Below are 14,229 nucleotides of genomic sequence, written 5' to 3' on the forward strand. Positions count from 1 at the left end.
CAGGGAGCGAGATGTCCGACCAATTGTCATCCCCACATGCTGTCGGCGGGGACCTTCTCGAACGCCGCCGGGAGCTGTTGCGGCGGCGCATGGCCGAAAGCGGTGTCACCGCTGCGGCAGAGCCGGTCTCGCCCGCGCGTAGCCACGTCGGCGAGCGGTTGCCGCTGTCGGCGGGGCAGCGTCGGCTGTGGTTCCTGCAGACTCGCGATCCACAGGACACCACGCTCAACATCTGTGTCGGCTACCGGCTGACCGGCGCCCTGGACCCGGGGCGGCTGCGGCGAGCGGTCGAGGTCGTGGTCGAGCGGCACGAGATCCTGCGCACCACTTATGGTTTGGGCGAGGACGGCGAGCCGTATCAGATCGCACACGCCGCGCTCGCCCCGCTGTGGCAGGACCACGATCTGTGCGAGCTGCCGGAGACCAGCCGGGCCTTGCGAGTGGAGGTGCTGGCACGTCGGGAGTTCGGCCGCCCGTTCGATCTCGAGACCGAATCGCCCGTGCGAATCCTGCTGGCCCGCACCGGATCCGACGAGTACGCGCTCGTCATAGTCGTACACCACATCTGCTGGGACGACGACTCCTGGGCGGTATTCTTCCGCGAGCTCAATGCCGCCTACGGCGAGCGCGACCTTCCCGCGCTGCGTGGTCAGTTCGTCGATGTCGACGACATCGCCGGTGATGCGGCCGATCTCGACTTCTGGCGCCGCACCCTGCGCCCGCTGCCGGAACCGCTCGGACTGCCCGGCGGCCGTGCCACCGCGACGACGGACAAGGCGGCCGCCCATCACCTGCGCTCCGTACCCGCAGAACTGGTCGAGCGGGTCGAGGTCTTCGCGCGCGAACAGTCCGCCACCCCGTTCATGGTGCTGCTCGCGGCCTGGGACGCGGTGGTCCACCGCTACACCGCGGCCACGGACTTCCTGGTATCGGTGCCGATCACCGTGCGCCGCACCGCCGTTGCCGAGGCAGCCGTCGGCTACTTCGGCAATACCCTGCTGCTGCGGGCCCAGCCCACCACCGCCGACAGCTTCGCCGCACTGGTGGCCCGGGTGCGCGAGACCTGCCTGGACGCCTTCGCCCACGACGGCGTCGGCATCGATCGCATGGTGCGCGAGGCGAATCCGGAACGTCACGGCGGCCGTGACGGTCTGGAACAGCTGGTGCGTCTCGGCTTCAGCGTCCGCAAGGCCGCCGACGGCTTCGCCCTGCCCGGCGTCGACTCCGCCCTGCTCGATGTGCGCGGCCTTGTCGCCCAGGTGCCGCTCGGCCTGACCGTTGCCCTCGAATCCGATGGCGCGCAACTGGATCTCGAATATCGCACCGGCGTCATGGACGCCGAACTCGTCGAGCAGCTCGCCGAGCACTATGTGCGGCTGCTGGACAATGCCCTGTCCGATCCGGATCGGCGTCTGGGCGATATCGATATGCTCGGCGCCGAGTGCCGTGAGCGCATCTTGGCCCTGTCGCACGGGGAACTCGTCGACTCGCCGCGCAACACCATGGTGTCGCTGTTCGAGAGTCGTGTCGCCGCGGATCCTGCCGCAATCGCGGTGGTGGCCCCCGATACCGATATCGAACTGAGTTACGGCGCGCTCAACGCACGTTCGAACAGGTTGGCGCACTGGCTGATCCAGCGAGGCATCGGAGCCGAGGACATCGTCGGGCTACGGATGTCGAATTCGGTGGAGTTCGTGGTGGCGGCGCTGGCCGTACTCAAGTCGGGCGCCGCGTATCTGCCGATCGATCCGGCCTATCCGGACGAACGCATCGACTACCTGGTCGCCGACGCGCGTCCACGGCTGGTGCTCGGCCGCGTCGAGCTGGCCACGGCCGAGGAGTCCGCCGAGGGCCTGTCCGAGGTCGATCCCACCGACACCGATCGCCCGCGGCCGCTGCGGCCGGGCAATCTGGCCTACGTCATCTACACCTCCGGTTCCACCGGCAAGCCGAAGGGTGTTCCGGTGCCGCACAACGCGATCGCCGACCATCTCGAGGGTTTCGTCGCCCACTGGGGGATGACCGCCCAGGACCGGCTGCTGCAGTCGTCGTCGGTGAGCTTCGACGCGTCACTGCTCGACATCTTCGCCACCCTCACTGTGGGCGCGCGGCTCGTCGTGCCGAAACCCGATGCCTTCCAGGACATTCCGTACGTCGCCGAGGTGATCACGCGCTGCGGCGTGACCGTGCTGCACATGGTGCCGTCCATGCTGAGCACCTTCCTGCTGCTGCCGGAGATCAACCAGTGGCGGGCGCTGCGGCACGTGCCGGTCGGCGGCGAGGCGTTGCCGGGCGAGATCGCCGACAAGTTCGCGAGCGTGTTCGACGCCCGGCTGCGCAACCACTACGGTCCTACCGAGGCCGTGGTGTGTTCGACGGTGATGACCGTCGACGGCCCGCAGGGCGCACGCACCGTCCCGATCGGCCTGCCGAACCCCAACGTGTACGCCTATCTGCTCGACGAGGCGCTGCAGCTGGTGCCGACGGGCGTGGTCGGCGAGATCTACCTGGGCGGTGAGCAACTCGCGCGCGGATACCTGGATCGGCCCGGCCTCACCGCGGAGCGATTCGTCGCCGACCCCTTCGGGGTACATGGGGGGACCTCCGGTGACGTACATGAGGGGACCTCCGGTGACGTACACGAGGGGACTTCCGGTGGCGTGCACGGGGTGACCTCCGGTGGGCGGCTGTACCGGACCGGCGATCTGGCGTGGCGCAATGCCAACGGCGAACTCGAATTCGTCGGCCGCGCGGACGAACAGGTGAAGGTGCGCGGCTTCCGCGTCGAACTGGGCGAGGTCGAGACCGTGATCGCCGCGCATCCGGACGTCGCGCACTGCGTGGTGGTCGCCGTGCGAGACGATGCCGTGGGTACGATGCTGGCCGCGTACGTGGTGCCCGAGTCCGGACACGCCCTCGACCTCGAGCCGGTGCGTGTGCACGCCGCGGCGGCACTGCCCGAATACATGGTCCCCGCGGCCTTCGCGGCCATCGATGAGATCCCATTGACCGTGCACGGCAAGCTGGACCGTCGCGCGCTGCCGCGACCGGAGCACATCGTCGACCATCGGCACCGAGACCCGGCCACTGTCACCGAGACCCGGCTCGCGAGACTGTTCGGCCGCATCTTCGACCGCGACCGCATCGGCGCCGACGACTCGTTCTTCGAACTCGGCGGTCACTCGCTGCTGGCTACCCGGCTGATCGTGTTGATCCGGGCCGAATTCGGTGTGCGACTGGATGTCCGGGCCCCGTTCGACACCCCGACCGTCGCCGGTCTGGCCGCGCTGATCGAAGCCACACCGGCCGCTTCGGCGCCCGCCGTGCCCGCCCTGGCGAAACGGCCGCGGCCCGAATACATTCCGACATCGCATTCGCAGCTGGCGATGTGGTTCCACCGCCGCCTGGAGGGTCCGACGCCGATCGGCAACATCCCGTTCGCGGTGCGGATCGATGGTCCGCTGGACGTACCCGCGCTCACCGCTGCCCTCGGCGACGTGATCGCGCGGCACGAGGCCCTGCGGACGGTATTCCCCGAGGCGAACGGACTGCCATACCAGTCGATTCGGCCGATCGAGCCGATCGACGTCCCGGTCGCGAGGCTCGATGATCCCGCCCACCTGCGCGACGAACTGGCCGCCGAATCGCGGTACTGCTTCGCAGTGGAGTCCGAACTGCTCATCCGGCCGCGAATCCTGGTGGTGAACAACCGATCCCATGTGCTGTCGCTGCTGGTGCACCACCTGGTGGCCGATCACTGGTCGTTCCGAACCATCCTGAGTGACCTGTGCGCGGCTTATGCCGCACGTGTGACCGGCGTGCCTCCGCAGTGGTCGCCGCCGCCGGTCGATTATGCGGATTACGCGCTGTGGCAACGAGATATGGTAGAGGCCGAGCCCGCCCTGCTCGACTACTGGCGTACCCGGCTGAGCGGGCTGCCCGACGAGATCACCGTCGCCGCCGACCGGCCGCGGCCCGCGGTGATCGGCAAGGACGGGTATGTGGCGCCGTTCAAGGTGTCCGCGTCGTTGCGCGCGCGGCTGCGGGAGGTGGCCGAACGGGCCGGTGCGTCGGAGTTCATGCTGTACCAGGCCGCGGTCGTCACCCTGCTGCACAAACTCGGTGCGGGCGTGGACATTCCGCTGGGCACCCCGGTGGCCAACCGGATCGATCCGGCCACCGCGGATCTGGTCGGCCTGCTGGCGAATATGGTCGTGCTGCGTAACGACCTGTCGGGCAACCCGACACTGACCACGGTGCTCGAACGGGCCCGGGCGGTCGCGCTCGACGCCTACAACCATCAGAGCGTGCCGATCGAGCGGGTCGTGGAGGCACTGAATCCGCCGCGCTCGCGGTCGCGAAATCCGTTGTTCCAGACCATGATGCACTTCCGTGAGGAGGGCTGGGCCGCAGCCGCCGATCTCCGCCTCGGCGAGGCCGCGGTACGGGTGCTGCCGCTGGACTTCGACACCTCGCTGCTGGATCTGTCGATCAACTTCTTCGCCGAGGGCGATGGCGGGCTGGACGCCGGTGTCATCGTGAATGCCGACCTCTACGACGCCCGGACGGCGGAGACGTTCGCGCAGCGCATGATTCGGGTGCTCGAGGCCTTCGCCGACCGTCCGGAGCTGCCGCTGGCCGAGCTGGACGTGCTCGCGCCGGAGGAGCGTCATCGGCTCACCGGGGAGTGGGCCACCGGCGTGGAGCCCGCCGATGTGCTCGGGGTGGCGCGGTTGCTGCGCCGTGGCCGCGAGGTGCCGCCGGTGCGGACCGCGGTGCGCTGCGGCGACACGATGCTCACCTATCACGGCCTGTTCACCGGCGGCGCCGTCACCGAGAAGGCCTCGGCGGACGGGCTGAAGGCGATCGTGCGCCGGCTCGAACAGGCCTGCGCGAGCGGCGATCGGATCTGTCACACCGACGGTGACGTGCGATTCGACGATGCGGCGCTGGCTGCCGCGGTGGCCGATCGCCGCGCCCTGGCCGCCGATCGGCGCACGACCCGCATCGATCCGGCGTTCGGATCGGCCGATGTCCGGCTGATCGCCGCGCCCTGGGGTGGCGTCGAGATCACCGTGGAACTGCTCGCTGCCATCGCCGACGGGGCCACGCTGATCGTGGCCACCGAGGCACAGCGCGAGGATCCGGTCGCACTGGTGGAGCTGGTGTGCGCACATGCCGTGACACATGTGGTGGCCGATCCGGCCATCCTGGCCCGGATCGTGCAGACCGGAGTGTCGGTGCTGCCGTCGGTGCTGCGCTGGGACGTGCTCGGAACGGATTGGCCCGCAGCGCTTCCCGATCTGCTGCCCGCGTTGTCGGCCGGGTCGCTGGCCACCTTCTCCTATCGGCTGCCCGGCTATGCGGGCGCGGTGGCGCGCGGCCCGCTGGACAGCGGCGGCCTGGCGCGGCCGATTCCCGGTGCGCGCGTGCTCATTCTGGACGAGAACCGGCGACCGGTGCCGCCGGGTGTGGTCGGTGAGGTGTATGCGGGCGGCGGTGCGTTGGCCTTCGACGGTTTGGGCGAGCGTCTCGTCCCCGATCCGGTCACGCCGTCGAATCGCCTGTGCCGCACCGGCGATCGTGCGCGATGGACGCTCGACGGCCGGATCGCACTGATCTCCGACGAGCCTGCGACCGCGTCGCGTCGCGAGTCCGCCGGAGCGCCCGGCGGCGAGACCGAGCGTCGCCTGATCGCCATCCTCGAGGAGCTGCTGGAGATCGAGGACGTCCAGGCCGAGGACAACTTCTTCGCGCTGGGCGGTGACAGCGTCATCTCCATCCAATGGTCGGTGCGCGCCAACGAGATCGGCCTGCCGCTGTCGCCGCAGATGGTGTTCGAATGCATGACCGTCACCGAGCTGGCCGAGGCGGTCGACGCGACGGTGGCCGAACGCATTCCGTCGCGGCGTCCCGAAACATCCGTCGCCGCACCCGATCCCGTGACATCGATACCTGCCGCCCCGGCGAACCTGTCGGGCCTGGATGACGGTGCCCTGGCGGCGCTGGGCGCGGCCTGGAAGGCCTCGCGATGACCGTGGTGGATCGTTCGGCACCGCCCGAGATCGAGGATGTGCTCACGCTCAGCCCGTTGCAGGAGGGCCTGTTCTCCCTGGCACGGCTGGCCGCGGACGGTGTCGACCTGTATTCGATGCAGTTCGTCGTCGACATCGGCGGTCCGGTCGATATCGCCCGGTTGCGTCGCAGTGTCGAGGCCATTCTGGTGCGGCACCCGAATCTGCGGGCCGCGTTCTGGGATCGCGATCTGCCCAAGCCGGTGCAGATCGTGCCTACCTGGGTGGACCTGCCGTGGGCCGAGATCGACGCGCTCCCCGAGGATTTCGACGCCATCGCCGAGGCCGATCGGCAACGCAACTTCGATCTGGGCCAGGGGCCCGTGCTGCGGGTGACAGTGGTCGCGCTGCCCGAGGGGCGGCGGCGCATGATCGTCACCGCTCATCACATCCTGCTGGACGGTTGGGCGATCGCGGTGTTCTTCCAGGAGCTGATCGCGATCTACGAGACCGGGGGGACGGCGGAGTCGCTGCCCCCGGCCCGCCCTTATCGCGATTACATCGCCTGGTTGGCCGCGCAGGACGCGGCGGCCGCCGAGCAGGCGTGGCGGGACTATCTGGCACCGCTCTCGGGTCCGCTGATGGTGGCCGAGGCGAGCGTCGACATGGGCGGGGCGATTCCACGGCGCACCCGGCTCGGCCTGGACGCCGCGGACACCGATCGACTCGTGCGCTGGGCGCGCGCCAATGGCCTGACCATCGGCACCGTCGTGCAATTCGCCTGGGCAGCTGTGCTTTCCCGGCTCAGTGGCCGTTCCGATGTGGTGTTCGGCACCACGATCTCCGGCCGTCCGGATTCACTGCCGGGCGTGGAATCGATGATCGGGCTGTTCATCAACACCGTGCCCGCTCTGCTCGTAGTGGACCGCGACGCGTCGGTGGTCGAGCAGTGCCGCCGCGCGCAGCGTGAGCAGGCGGCCATGCGCGACTCCGGATACCTGAGCCTGTCCGCCATCGCGCGGGCAGTCGGCCGAGGTGCGCTGTTCGATGTGCTGTTCGTCTTCGAGAATGCCCCGATCGGTGCGGCCACCGACCCGGTCGTCACCGGCGACGGTGCGCGATTCCTGCCGGTGGCCATGGAAAGTCTGGCGCACTACCCGCTGTCGGTGGTGTCGCATCTGCACGATGGCGAACTGGTGGTGATGCTCGAGGTGATCACCGAGGCGCTGCCGCATTTCGCGCCCGCCGATATCGGGGCGCGCATGCTCTCGGTGTTGCGGCAGCTGCCCGACCATGGTGAGAACGCCCCCGACACGCTCGAGGTGCTGCTGCCGCGGGAGCGGGATGTGCTGCGGCCGCGGGCCGGTGGGCCGGTCGAGGCCGGGAACATCGTGGAGCTGTTCTTGCGGCAGGTGGCGGCGACACCCGCGGCAGTGGCGCTGTCCACCGCGGCGGAGCGTTATACGTATCGAGAGTTGTGCGAGGCCTCCGGACGGCTGGCCGCGGAACTCGCCGATCGGGGGATCGGTCCCGAAACCGTTGTGGCGCTGGCATTACCGCGCTCGGCCCGATCGATCGTCGCGATCCTCGCGGTACTGCGGGCGGGTGGCGCCTACGTGCCGGTGGATATCGCGGCTCCGACGTCTCGGGTGGAATCCATTGTCCGGCAGGCCGATCCGGCGATCGTTCTCACCGACATCGAGCACGTCGACCTGATGACCGCTGCGGGTGCGGGTGGTGAGTGCGTCCTCGTGCTCGACGATCCGGATACCGAGCGGCGAATCACGAGCCGCACCGAGGCCGATCTCCGGGCCGTTGACGCTCATGCGGCCGCCTACCTCATCTTCACCTCGGGTTCGACCGGAGAGCCCAAGGGTGTCATCGGAACTCACACCGCGCTGGCGAGCTACTTCACCGACCACCGTGACCGCGTCTACCGCCCGGCCGAGCGTCGACTGGGCCGCAAGCTGCGGATCGCGCACGCCTGGTCGCTCGGCTTCGACGCGTCCTGGCAGCCGCTGGTCGGGCTGCTCGTCGGGCATTCGCTGCATCTGTTCGACGAGGTCGAAATGCGCGATGCCCAGGGCATTGTCGACGGCATCGTGCGGCACCGGGTGGACATGATCGACACGTCGCCGTCGATGTTCACCCAGCTGTCCGCGGCGGGGCTTGTCGACGGTGATCACCTGACGGTCCTCGCGTTGGGTGGTGAGGCGATCGGCCCGGTCATGTGGGATCGGTTGCGATCGCTGCCCGATACCGCCGTGTACAACTGCTACGGTCCCACCGAGACCACCGTCGAGGCGGTCGTCGCCACGGTGAACACCGGTGCGGGGCGGTCGGATTCGTCGCTGACGCCGGTGATCGGGCGACCGGTGGACCGGATGTCGGGCTATGTGCTCGATGCGCTGCTGCGGCCGGTGCCGCACGGCGTGATCGGCGAGCTGTATCTGTCCGGTGACCAGGTGACCCGCGGTTACGTGGGCAAGCCGGCCCTCACCGCGGACCGCTTCGTGGCCGACCCCTTCGGGGTCCGAGAAGAGGACGAAGAAGTAGTCTCCGGCAGAGGTTCGCGCATGTACCGCACCGGCGACCTGGTCCGCCGCCTGCCATCGGGCGAGCTGTCCTATATCGGGCGTGCCGACGATCAGGTCAAGATCCGCGGTTACCGTATCGAACTGGGCGATATCGAATCCGCGCTACTGCGCCTGCCCGGCGTGCGCGGGGCAGCGGTGGTCGTCGTGCGCCGCGACAGCGGACCGTGCCTGGTCGGATTCGTGGTGGCCGAGGACGGTACCGACGGCTGGTCCCTGCGCGGTCGACTGTCGGAACACCTTCCCGGCTATATGGTTCCCATCCGGTTGGTCGTACTCCCCGCACTGCCGCTGAACCCCAACGGGAAACTGGATGTCCGCGCCCTCGGCGAGATCGGGCTGCGGGAGATGACGGCCGACGGTGCCGGGACCGCACCGCGAACCGAGACCGAACGCGCCCTGTGCCAGGCATTCTCGGAGGCGCTGGGCGGCCGCGCACTCGGTATCGACGACGATTTCCTGGATCTGGGCATCGACAGCATCGTGGCCATCTCGCTGGTCGGCCGGGCGCGCCGGGCCGGGCTGTCGGTGAGTCCTGCGATGGTGCTGGCCACGCCGACCGTTCGCGATCTGGCCGTTGCCGTCGATAGCCGTGCGGCCCAGGCGATCTCGGCCGGGCCAGTGGAATACGGCGAGGTTGTTCCGCTGCCGATCGTGTCGTGGACCTATCGGCACGGCAGCTTCCGCCGGTTCGTCCAGGACATCCTGATCAGCCTGCCGGAGGGGATGTCGCGCGCCGATCTCGAGACCACGCTGCAAGCGGTGCTCGATACGCACGACATGCTCCGCGCGCGCCTGGTCGACACCCCGAACGGGATACGGCTGCGGACACGAGTTCCGGGAGTCGTGGCCGCGAGTGACATCCTGTCCGAGGTCGAGATCGCCGGCTCGGTCCCGGTTCGCGGCGCGCATCTGGCGCCGTTCACGCGTGCCGCCATCGATGAGATCGATCCGCGTACCGGCGATATGGTGCGCGCGGTCTGGTTCCGGTCGCCGCAACGCGGTGACATCCTGTTCCTGGCCATCCACCATCTGGTCGTGGACGTGGTGTCGTGGCACATCCTGTTGGCGGCGTTGGCGCATGCCTGGGAACAGGTGAAAGCCGGGACGGCACCGAAGTCGACGACCGAGGCTACGTCGTATCGCGCCTGGTCCGAGTTGGTGCGGCAGCGGGCCGACGAGCCGGCGGCGCTGGCGCAGCGGCTGTATTGGGCCGCGCAGGTCCGCGGCTCGGATCCGGCCATCGGACGGCGCAAGCCCGACCCGGCGTCCGATACCTGGTCCTCCTTGCGGGTGAGCGAGGTTCGGACGCCCGTCGAGTCGACGGCACGCATTCTGAGTGCGTTGAGCGAGGAACGTGGTGTCCGAGAGTTCCTGCTGACCGCCTTGGCGATGACCTTGGCATCCTGGAGGTGGGAGCGCGAGCAGGACCACACCGCAGGGGCGCTGATCGCACTGGAGAGCCACGGCCGCGCCGATGCGGTTGTCGGCGCGGATACCTCCGGCACGGTGGGTTGGTTCACCACCGTATTCCCGATCCGGCTCGGCCACGGCGCGGCAGCGCTCACGGTGACCGGGGCCGAGGAGGATCCGCGAGCGGCGCGGGCACTGCTGGATTCGGTTGCGGTGCAGGTGGGTTCACTCCCCGGATTCGGGCTGGACTTCGGTGTGTTGCAAGAGATGACCGAAGTGGCGGATCTGGTCGACGCGAACGAGCCACAGGTCGAATTCAACTATCTGGGCCGCGCCGATCTGGTCGGCCACGACCGGCCGTCCTGGTCGATGATCACCGATCCGGATCTGGCGGAGGCGATTCCGCTGGTGCCGGAGCCCGACCTGCCCCTGCGCTACACCCTCGACGTCATCTCGGCGGTGGCCGTCACCGCGGACGGTCCGCAGTTGCGAACCAGTTGGCGATGGAGCTCGACGCTGTTGACCGCCGCCGAGGCGGACCAGCTCACCCGATTGTGGGAACGCGGCATCGATGCGCTGGTAGCAGCGCTCGAGGACGGGGTCGAGCGGTGACTCGCGAATGAAAACCACAGTGAGGACGGAGAACCCGGTGTCGGAAACCACGGATTCGGCGATCGTCGTCGAATCGGTCGAGAAAGCGTTCGGCGAGGTACGCGCCCTGCGGGGCATCAGTTTCACCGTCCCGGCGGGCAGTGTGCTCGGCGTGCTGGGACCCAACGGCGCCGGTAAGACCACCATGGTCTCGGTGCTGTCCACCCTCGTTCGCCCCGATGCCGGGCGAGCGCTGGTGGCGGGGCACGACGTGGTGCGTGCGGCCGCCCAGGTGCGCGCGTCGATCATGCTCACCGGCCAGTACGCCGCACTCGACGAGGTGTTGACCGGTAGGGAGAACCTCGTTCTGTTCGGCCGGCTCATGGGTCTGCGGCCCAAACAGGCGAAAGAGCGTGCGGCGCAACTGCTCGACCAGTTCGAACTCGTCGAGGCCGCCGATCGCCGGGTGGGCCGATACTCCGGCGGGATGCGTCGGCGCATCGATATCGCTTGTGGTCTGGTGCGTTTGCCCAAGGTGGTCTTCCTCGACGAGCCGACCACCGGACTGGACCCGGTCAGCCGCCAGCAGCTGTGGGCGTTGATTCGCGAGCTCAAACGGCAGGGCGTGACAATCCTGCTGACCACTCAGTATCTGGAGGAGGCGGACGCGCTCAGCGACAACATCATCGTGATCGATCAGGGCAGGGTGATCGCCGAGGGCACCGCCGATCAGCTCAAGGCTCGGTCGGGCGCCAGCTACTGCGAGGTCGTTCCGGTCGATGCGGGCGAGGTCGCCCGGGTGGTCTCGGTGCTCGAGGGCCTGGGCGAGCTGACCGTTGCCGAATCCGCCGACCGGGTCTCGCTACCCGCGCCCGGCGGCGCGGCCACCCTCGCCGAGGTACTCGGCCGGGTGAACGAGGCCGGTATCGAGCTGATCGATATCGCGCTGCGCCGACCCTCGCTCGACGAGGTGTTCATCAAGCTGACCCGCCCGCAGGACGACGCGGTGGGCGCCGAGGCATGAGTGCGGAAACTATGGCGGAACTTCGGGTTCCGGCCTCGCTGCAGTGGCAGGCGTTGAGCGGGCGGACCATTCGGGCGGCGGTCCGTGAGGGAGACCTGCTGTTCGGATTCTTGGCGCCGACCGTCTTCTTCATCTGTTTCTATGTGCCGCTGCGGCATTCGATGGAACTGGGCGGCGGTAAGTACGCGCAGTACCTGCTGCCGGTGATCGTGCTGCAGGCCATGTTCTTCACCGCCATGTCGGCCGGTGACCGAGCCGCCCGCGACACCTTCAGTGGGATGGGGACGCGGCTGCGGTCCATGCCGGTACGGTCGTGGCTGCCGCTGGCGGCGCGGATGTCGGCCAATCTGATGCGCGCGCTGGCCGCGATCGCCGGTGCGCTGCTGATCGGCAGTGCTTTCGGTTTCCGATTCCACGACATCGGCGGCGCCGTCGTTTTCCTCGCGCTGGTGCTCGCGTTCGGAGTGGCGCTGGTGATCGGCGCCGACGCACTCGGCGTGATCGTCGGCAAACCGGAGGCGGGTGCCTCGATACTGCTGGTCCCGCAGCTGCTTTTGGTCATGACGTCCACCGGATTCGTTCCCGCGCAGGCGTTTCCGGGCTGGATTCAGCCGTTCGTGCGCAATCAGCCCGTCTCCCGGGCCGCAGCGGCCCTGCGCGATCTGACCGACGGGAAATACACGGTGGCGCTCGGTATTTCGGCGGTGTGGGTGGTGGGGATGATCGTGACGTTCACCGCGGTGTCGGTGGCTGTGGAGAGGCGGCGCGCGTGAGGACGCTCGTGGATCAGAGCATGATCGAGGCGGGACGGCTGATGCGGCGCTGGCCGCGCGAGCACGATGTCATCAGCTCTACGCTGGTGCAGCCGATTCTGCTGCTGCTCATGTATCAGCTGGTGCTGAACAAGGTGCTGACCCTGTCGTCGGGCACCGACGCCATCTACGGCTTCGTTCCGATGATCGCGGTCAGCGGGGCGATGTACGGCGCGATGGGTACCGGATTGTCGCTGCACGCGGAGGCGGAAAGTGGTCTGCTGCGGCGCTTCTGGGTGTTGCCGGTGCATCGCAGTGCGGGTCTGATCGGGCGGCTGATCGCCGAATGCGGACGCACCCTGGTTGTCACGGTGCTCGTGGTCGTGCTCGGGGTCGTGCTGGGCCTGCGCTTCCACGCGGGCTGGTCGGGGCTGCTCGGCGTCCTGTTGGTCCCGGTCGTTTTGATCCCCGGCTTCGCGACCATGGTCATCACCGTCGGCGTCGGCAAGGCCGGCGCGAAGGTCGTCCAGCTGTTCGCGGCGATCATCCTGCTGGGCATGTTCTTCAACTCCGGCTTCGTCCCTGTGGACAACTACCCCGCCTGGCTCCAGCCGGTGGTCCGCGCCCAGCCCATGAGCTGCGCCATCGAAGCCATGCGCAACTCCCTGCTCGGCGGCCCGATCGCCGTCCCATTCCTGCAAACCCTCGCCTGGTCCGCGGGCCTGGCCGCGGTCTTCGGCGCACTGGCGGTCCGCGGCTACCGCAAGGCCGCTCAGGGCTGAGACGGACCGAGCCCCGCCGCGAGCACCGGCCAGGAATCGTGGAGTGGCTGTTGCCAATACGGCCAGGAGTGGGTGCCGATCGGGTAGTACTTCATCGTTGCCGGGAGGTGCTGGAGGCGGAGTTCGGCGTCGAAGGCGATGGTGCAGTCGTGGGCGGCCTGTTCGATGACCACGGCCTCGGTTTCGGTGGCGGGCCAGCTGTAGAGCGGGTCGAAGCTCAGGTCCGGGGGGCCGGGGATGCCGGAGCCCACCGAGATGAACAGGGGTTTGCCGCGGAGGCCGTCGGTATGGAGTACCACGTCGTGTGCCGCCCATTGCGAGTTCAGCGCGCCGCCCCACATGTTGTCGGCATCGCCGCCGCGGGCGGCCACGGCGGCGCGGACGTAGGCCTGGCCGAGGGAGGCGGTGAACAGGCAGCCGCTGTAGGACCCGACCGATCGGTACAGCGCGGGATTGCGGAAGGCCAGCGCCATCGCCGCCTGCCCGCCCATCGACACCCCGGCCACCGCATTCCGGCCGTTGCCGTGGAAGGTCGCGTCGATCAGCGGCGGAAGTTCCTGGGTGAGAAAGGTTTCCCACTGGTTGTGCCCGAGCCCCTGATCATCGCGCAGCCAATCGGTATAGAAGGTGCCGCCACCGCCGACCGGCAGCACCACGTTCACCGGCTTATCGGCGAAGAAACGCACCGCATCGGTGCGCAGCGTCCAGGTGCTCTGGCCCTCGGACGCGTCGGCACCGTTGCCGTCGAGCAGATACAGCGTCGGATGCGGGGTGCTCGCCTGCGCCGGAACCAGCACGTCGACCTGCACGATGCGCCGCATCGCCGGTGATTGGACGAAGACCTGCAGCCACCGATCGGTGCGCTGGACGATGTGATCGATCCGGCCCTGCGCCGACGCCATCGGGGGCGCCGCGAGCGGGCCGATCAGCATCGCGCCGATGAGGGTGAACAGCGTCGTGATTCGGCGGAGCGGCATACTGCGTCCCTTGCCTCGAAAACATAAGGAGGCGAAGGACTTTACCGATACCGACCCGTTCGCAACGCCGGATTCGGGCCGA

At 68.7% G+C, this 14,229-nt stretch carries 6 protein-coding genes; 5 read left to right on the forward strand and 1 reads right to left on the reverse strand.

The genetic code is table 11. The annotated features are described in order from the left end of the window. Positions 1-11: 11 nt before the first annotated feature. The 5 genes from ACIA76_RS08195 to ACIA76_RS08215 are packed head-to-tail and all read left to right on the forward strand — an operon-like array spanning position 12 to position 13,170. Positions 12-6,035 (forward strand): amino acid adenylation domain-containing protein, encoded by a 6,024-nt coding sequence (locus tag ACIA76_RS08195; protein WP_397149897.1) that lies wholly within the window; start codon positions 12-14, stop codon positions 6,033-6,035. 2 nt (positions 6,036-6,037) lie between these two features. Beyond that, entirely contained in the window at positions 6,038-10,633 is a 4,596-nt protein-coding gene (locus ACIA76_RS08200; RefSeq protein ID WP_397150687.1) for an amino acid adenylation domain-containing protein, read from the forward strand. A 37-nt stretch (positions 10,634-10,670) separates the two neighbouring features. Further along, on the forward strand, positions 10,671-11,636 hold the full coding sequence (locus ACIA76_RS08205; RefSeq protein WP_397149899.1) for an ATP-binding cassette domain-containing protein: 966 nt from the start codon (positions 10,671-10,673) through the stop codon (positions 11,634-11,636). After that, positions 11,633-12,409, forward strand: a complete 777-nt coding sequence (locus tag ACIA76_RS08210; protein ID WP_397149901.1) for an ABC transporter permease — start codon at positions 11,633-11,635, stop codon at positions 12,407-12,409. Before ACIA76_RS08205 ends, ACIA76_RS08210 begins: the two co-directional genes overlap by 4 nt. Beyond that, positions 12,406-13,170, forward strand: a complete 765-nt coding sequence (locus ACIA76_RS08215) for an ABC transporter permease (RefSeq protein WP_397149903.1) — start codon at positions 12,406-12,408, stop codon at positions 13,168-13,170. Before ACIA76_RS08210 ends, ACIA76_RS08215 begins: the two co-directional genes overlap by 4 nt. Here ACIA76_RS08215 and ACIA76_RS08220 read toward each other — a convergent pair. Further along, on the reverse strand, positions 13,161-14,147 hold the full coding sequence (locus ACIA76_RS08220) for an alpha/beta hydrolase (protein WP_397149905.1): 987 nt from the start codon (positions 14,145-14,147) through the stop codon (positions 13,161-13,163). The genes ACIA76_RS08215 and ACIA76_RS08220 overlap by 10 nt on opposite strands. Between the last annotated feature and the right edge of the window lie 82 nt (positions 14,148-14,229).

The organism is Nocardia sp. NPDC051570, from assembly GCF_044454005.1.
In the GTDB taxonomy this organism is placed as follows: domain Bacteria; phylum Actinomycetota; class Actinomycetes; order Mycobacteriales; family Mycobacteriaceae; genus Nocardia.

What these genes read in the sequence shown, in the direction of transcription:
- ACIA76_RS08195 (WP_397149897.1), top strand. Translation starts at nt 12, where the DNA reads ATGTCCGACCAATTGTCATCCCCACATGCTGTCGGCGGGGACCTTCTC.
- ACIA76_RS08210 (WP_397149901.1), top strand. Translation starts at nt 11,633, where the DNA reads ATGAGTGCGGAAACTATGGCGGAACTTCGGGTTCCGGCCTCGCTGCAG.
- ACIA76_RS08220 (WP_397149905.1), bottom strand. Translation starts at nt 14,147, where the DNA reads ATGCCGCTCCGCCGAATCACGACGCTGTTCACCCTCATCGGCGCGATG.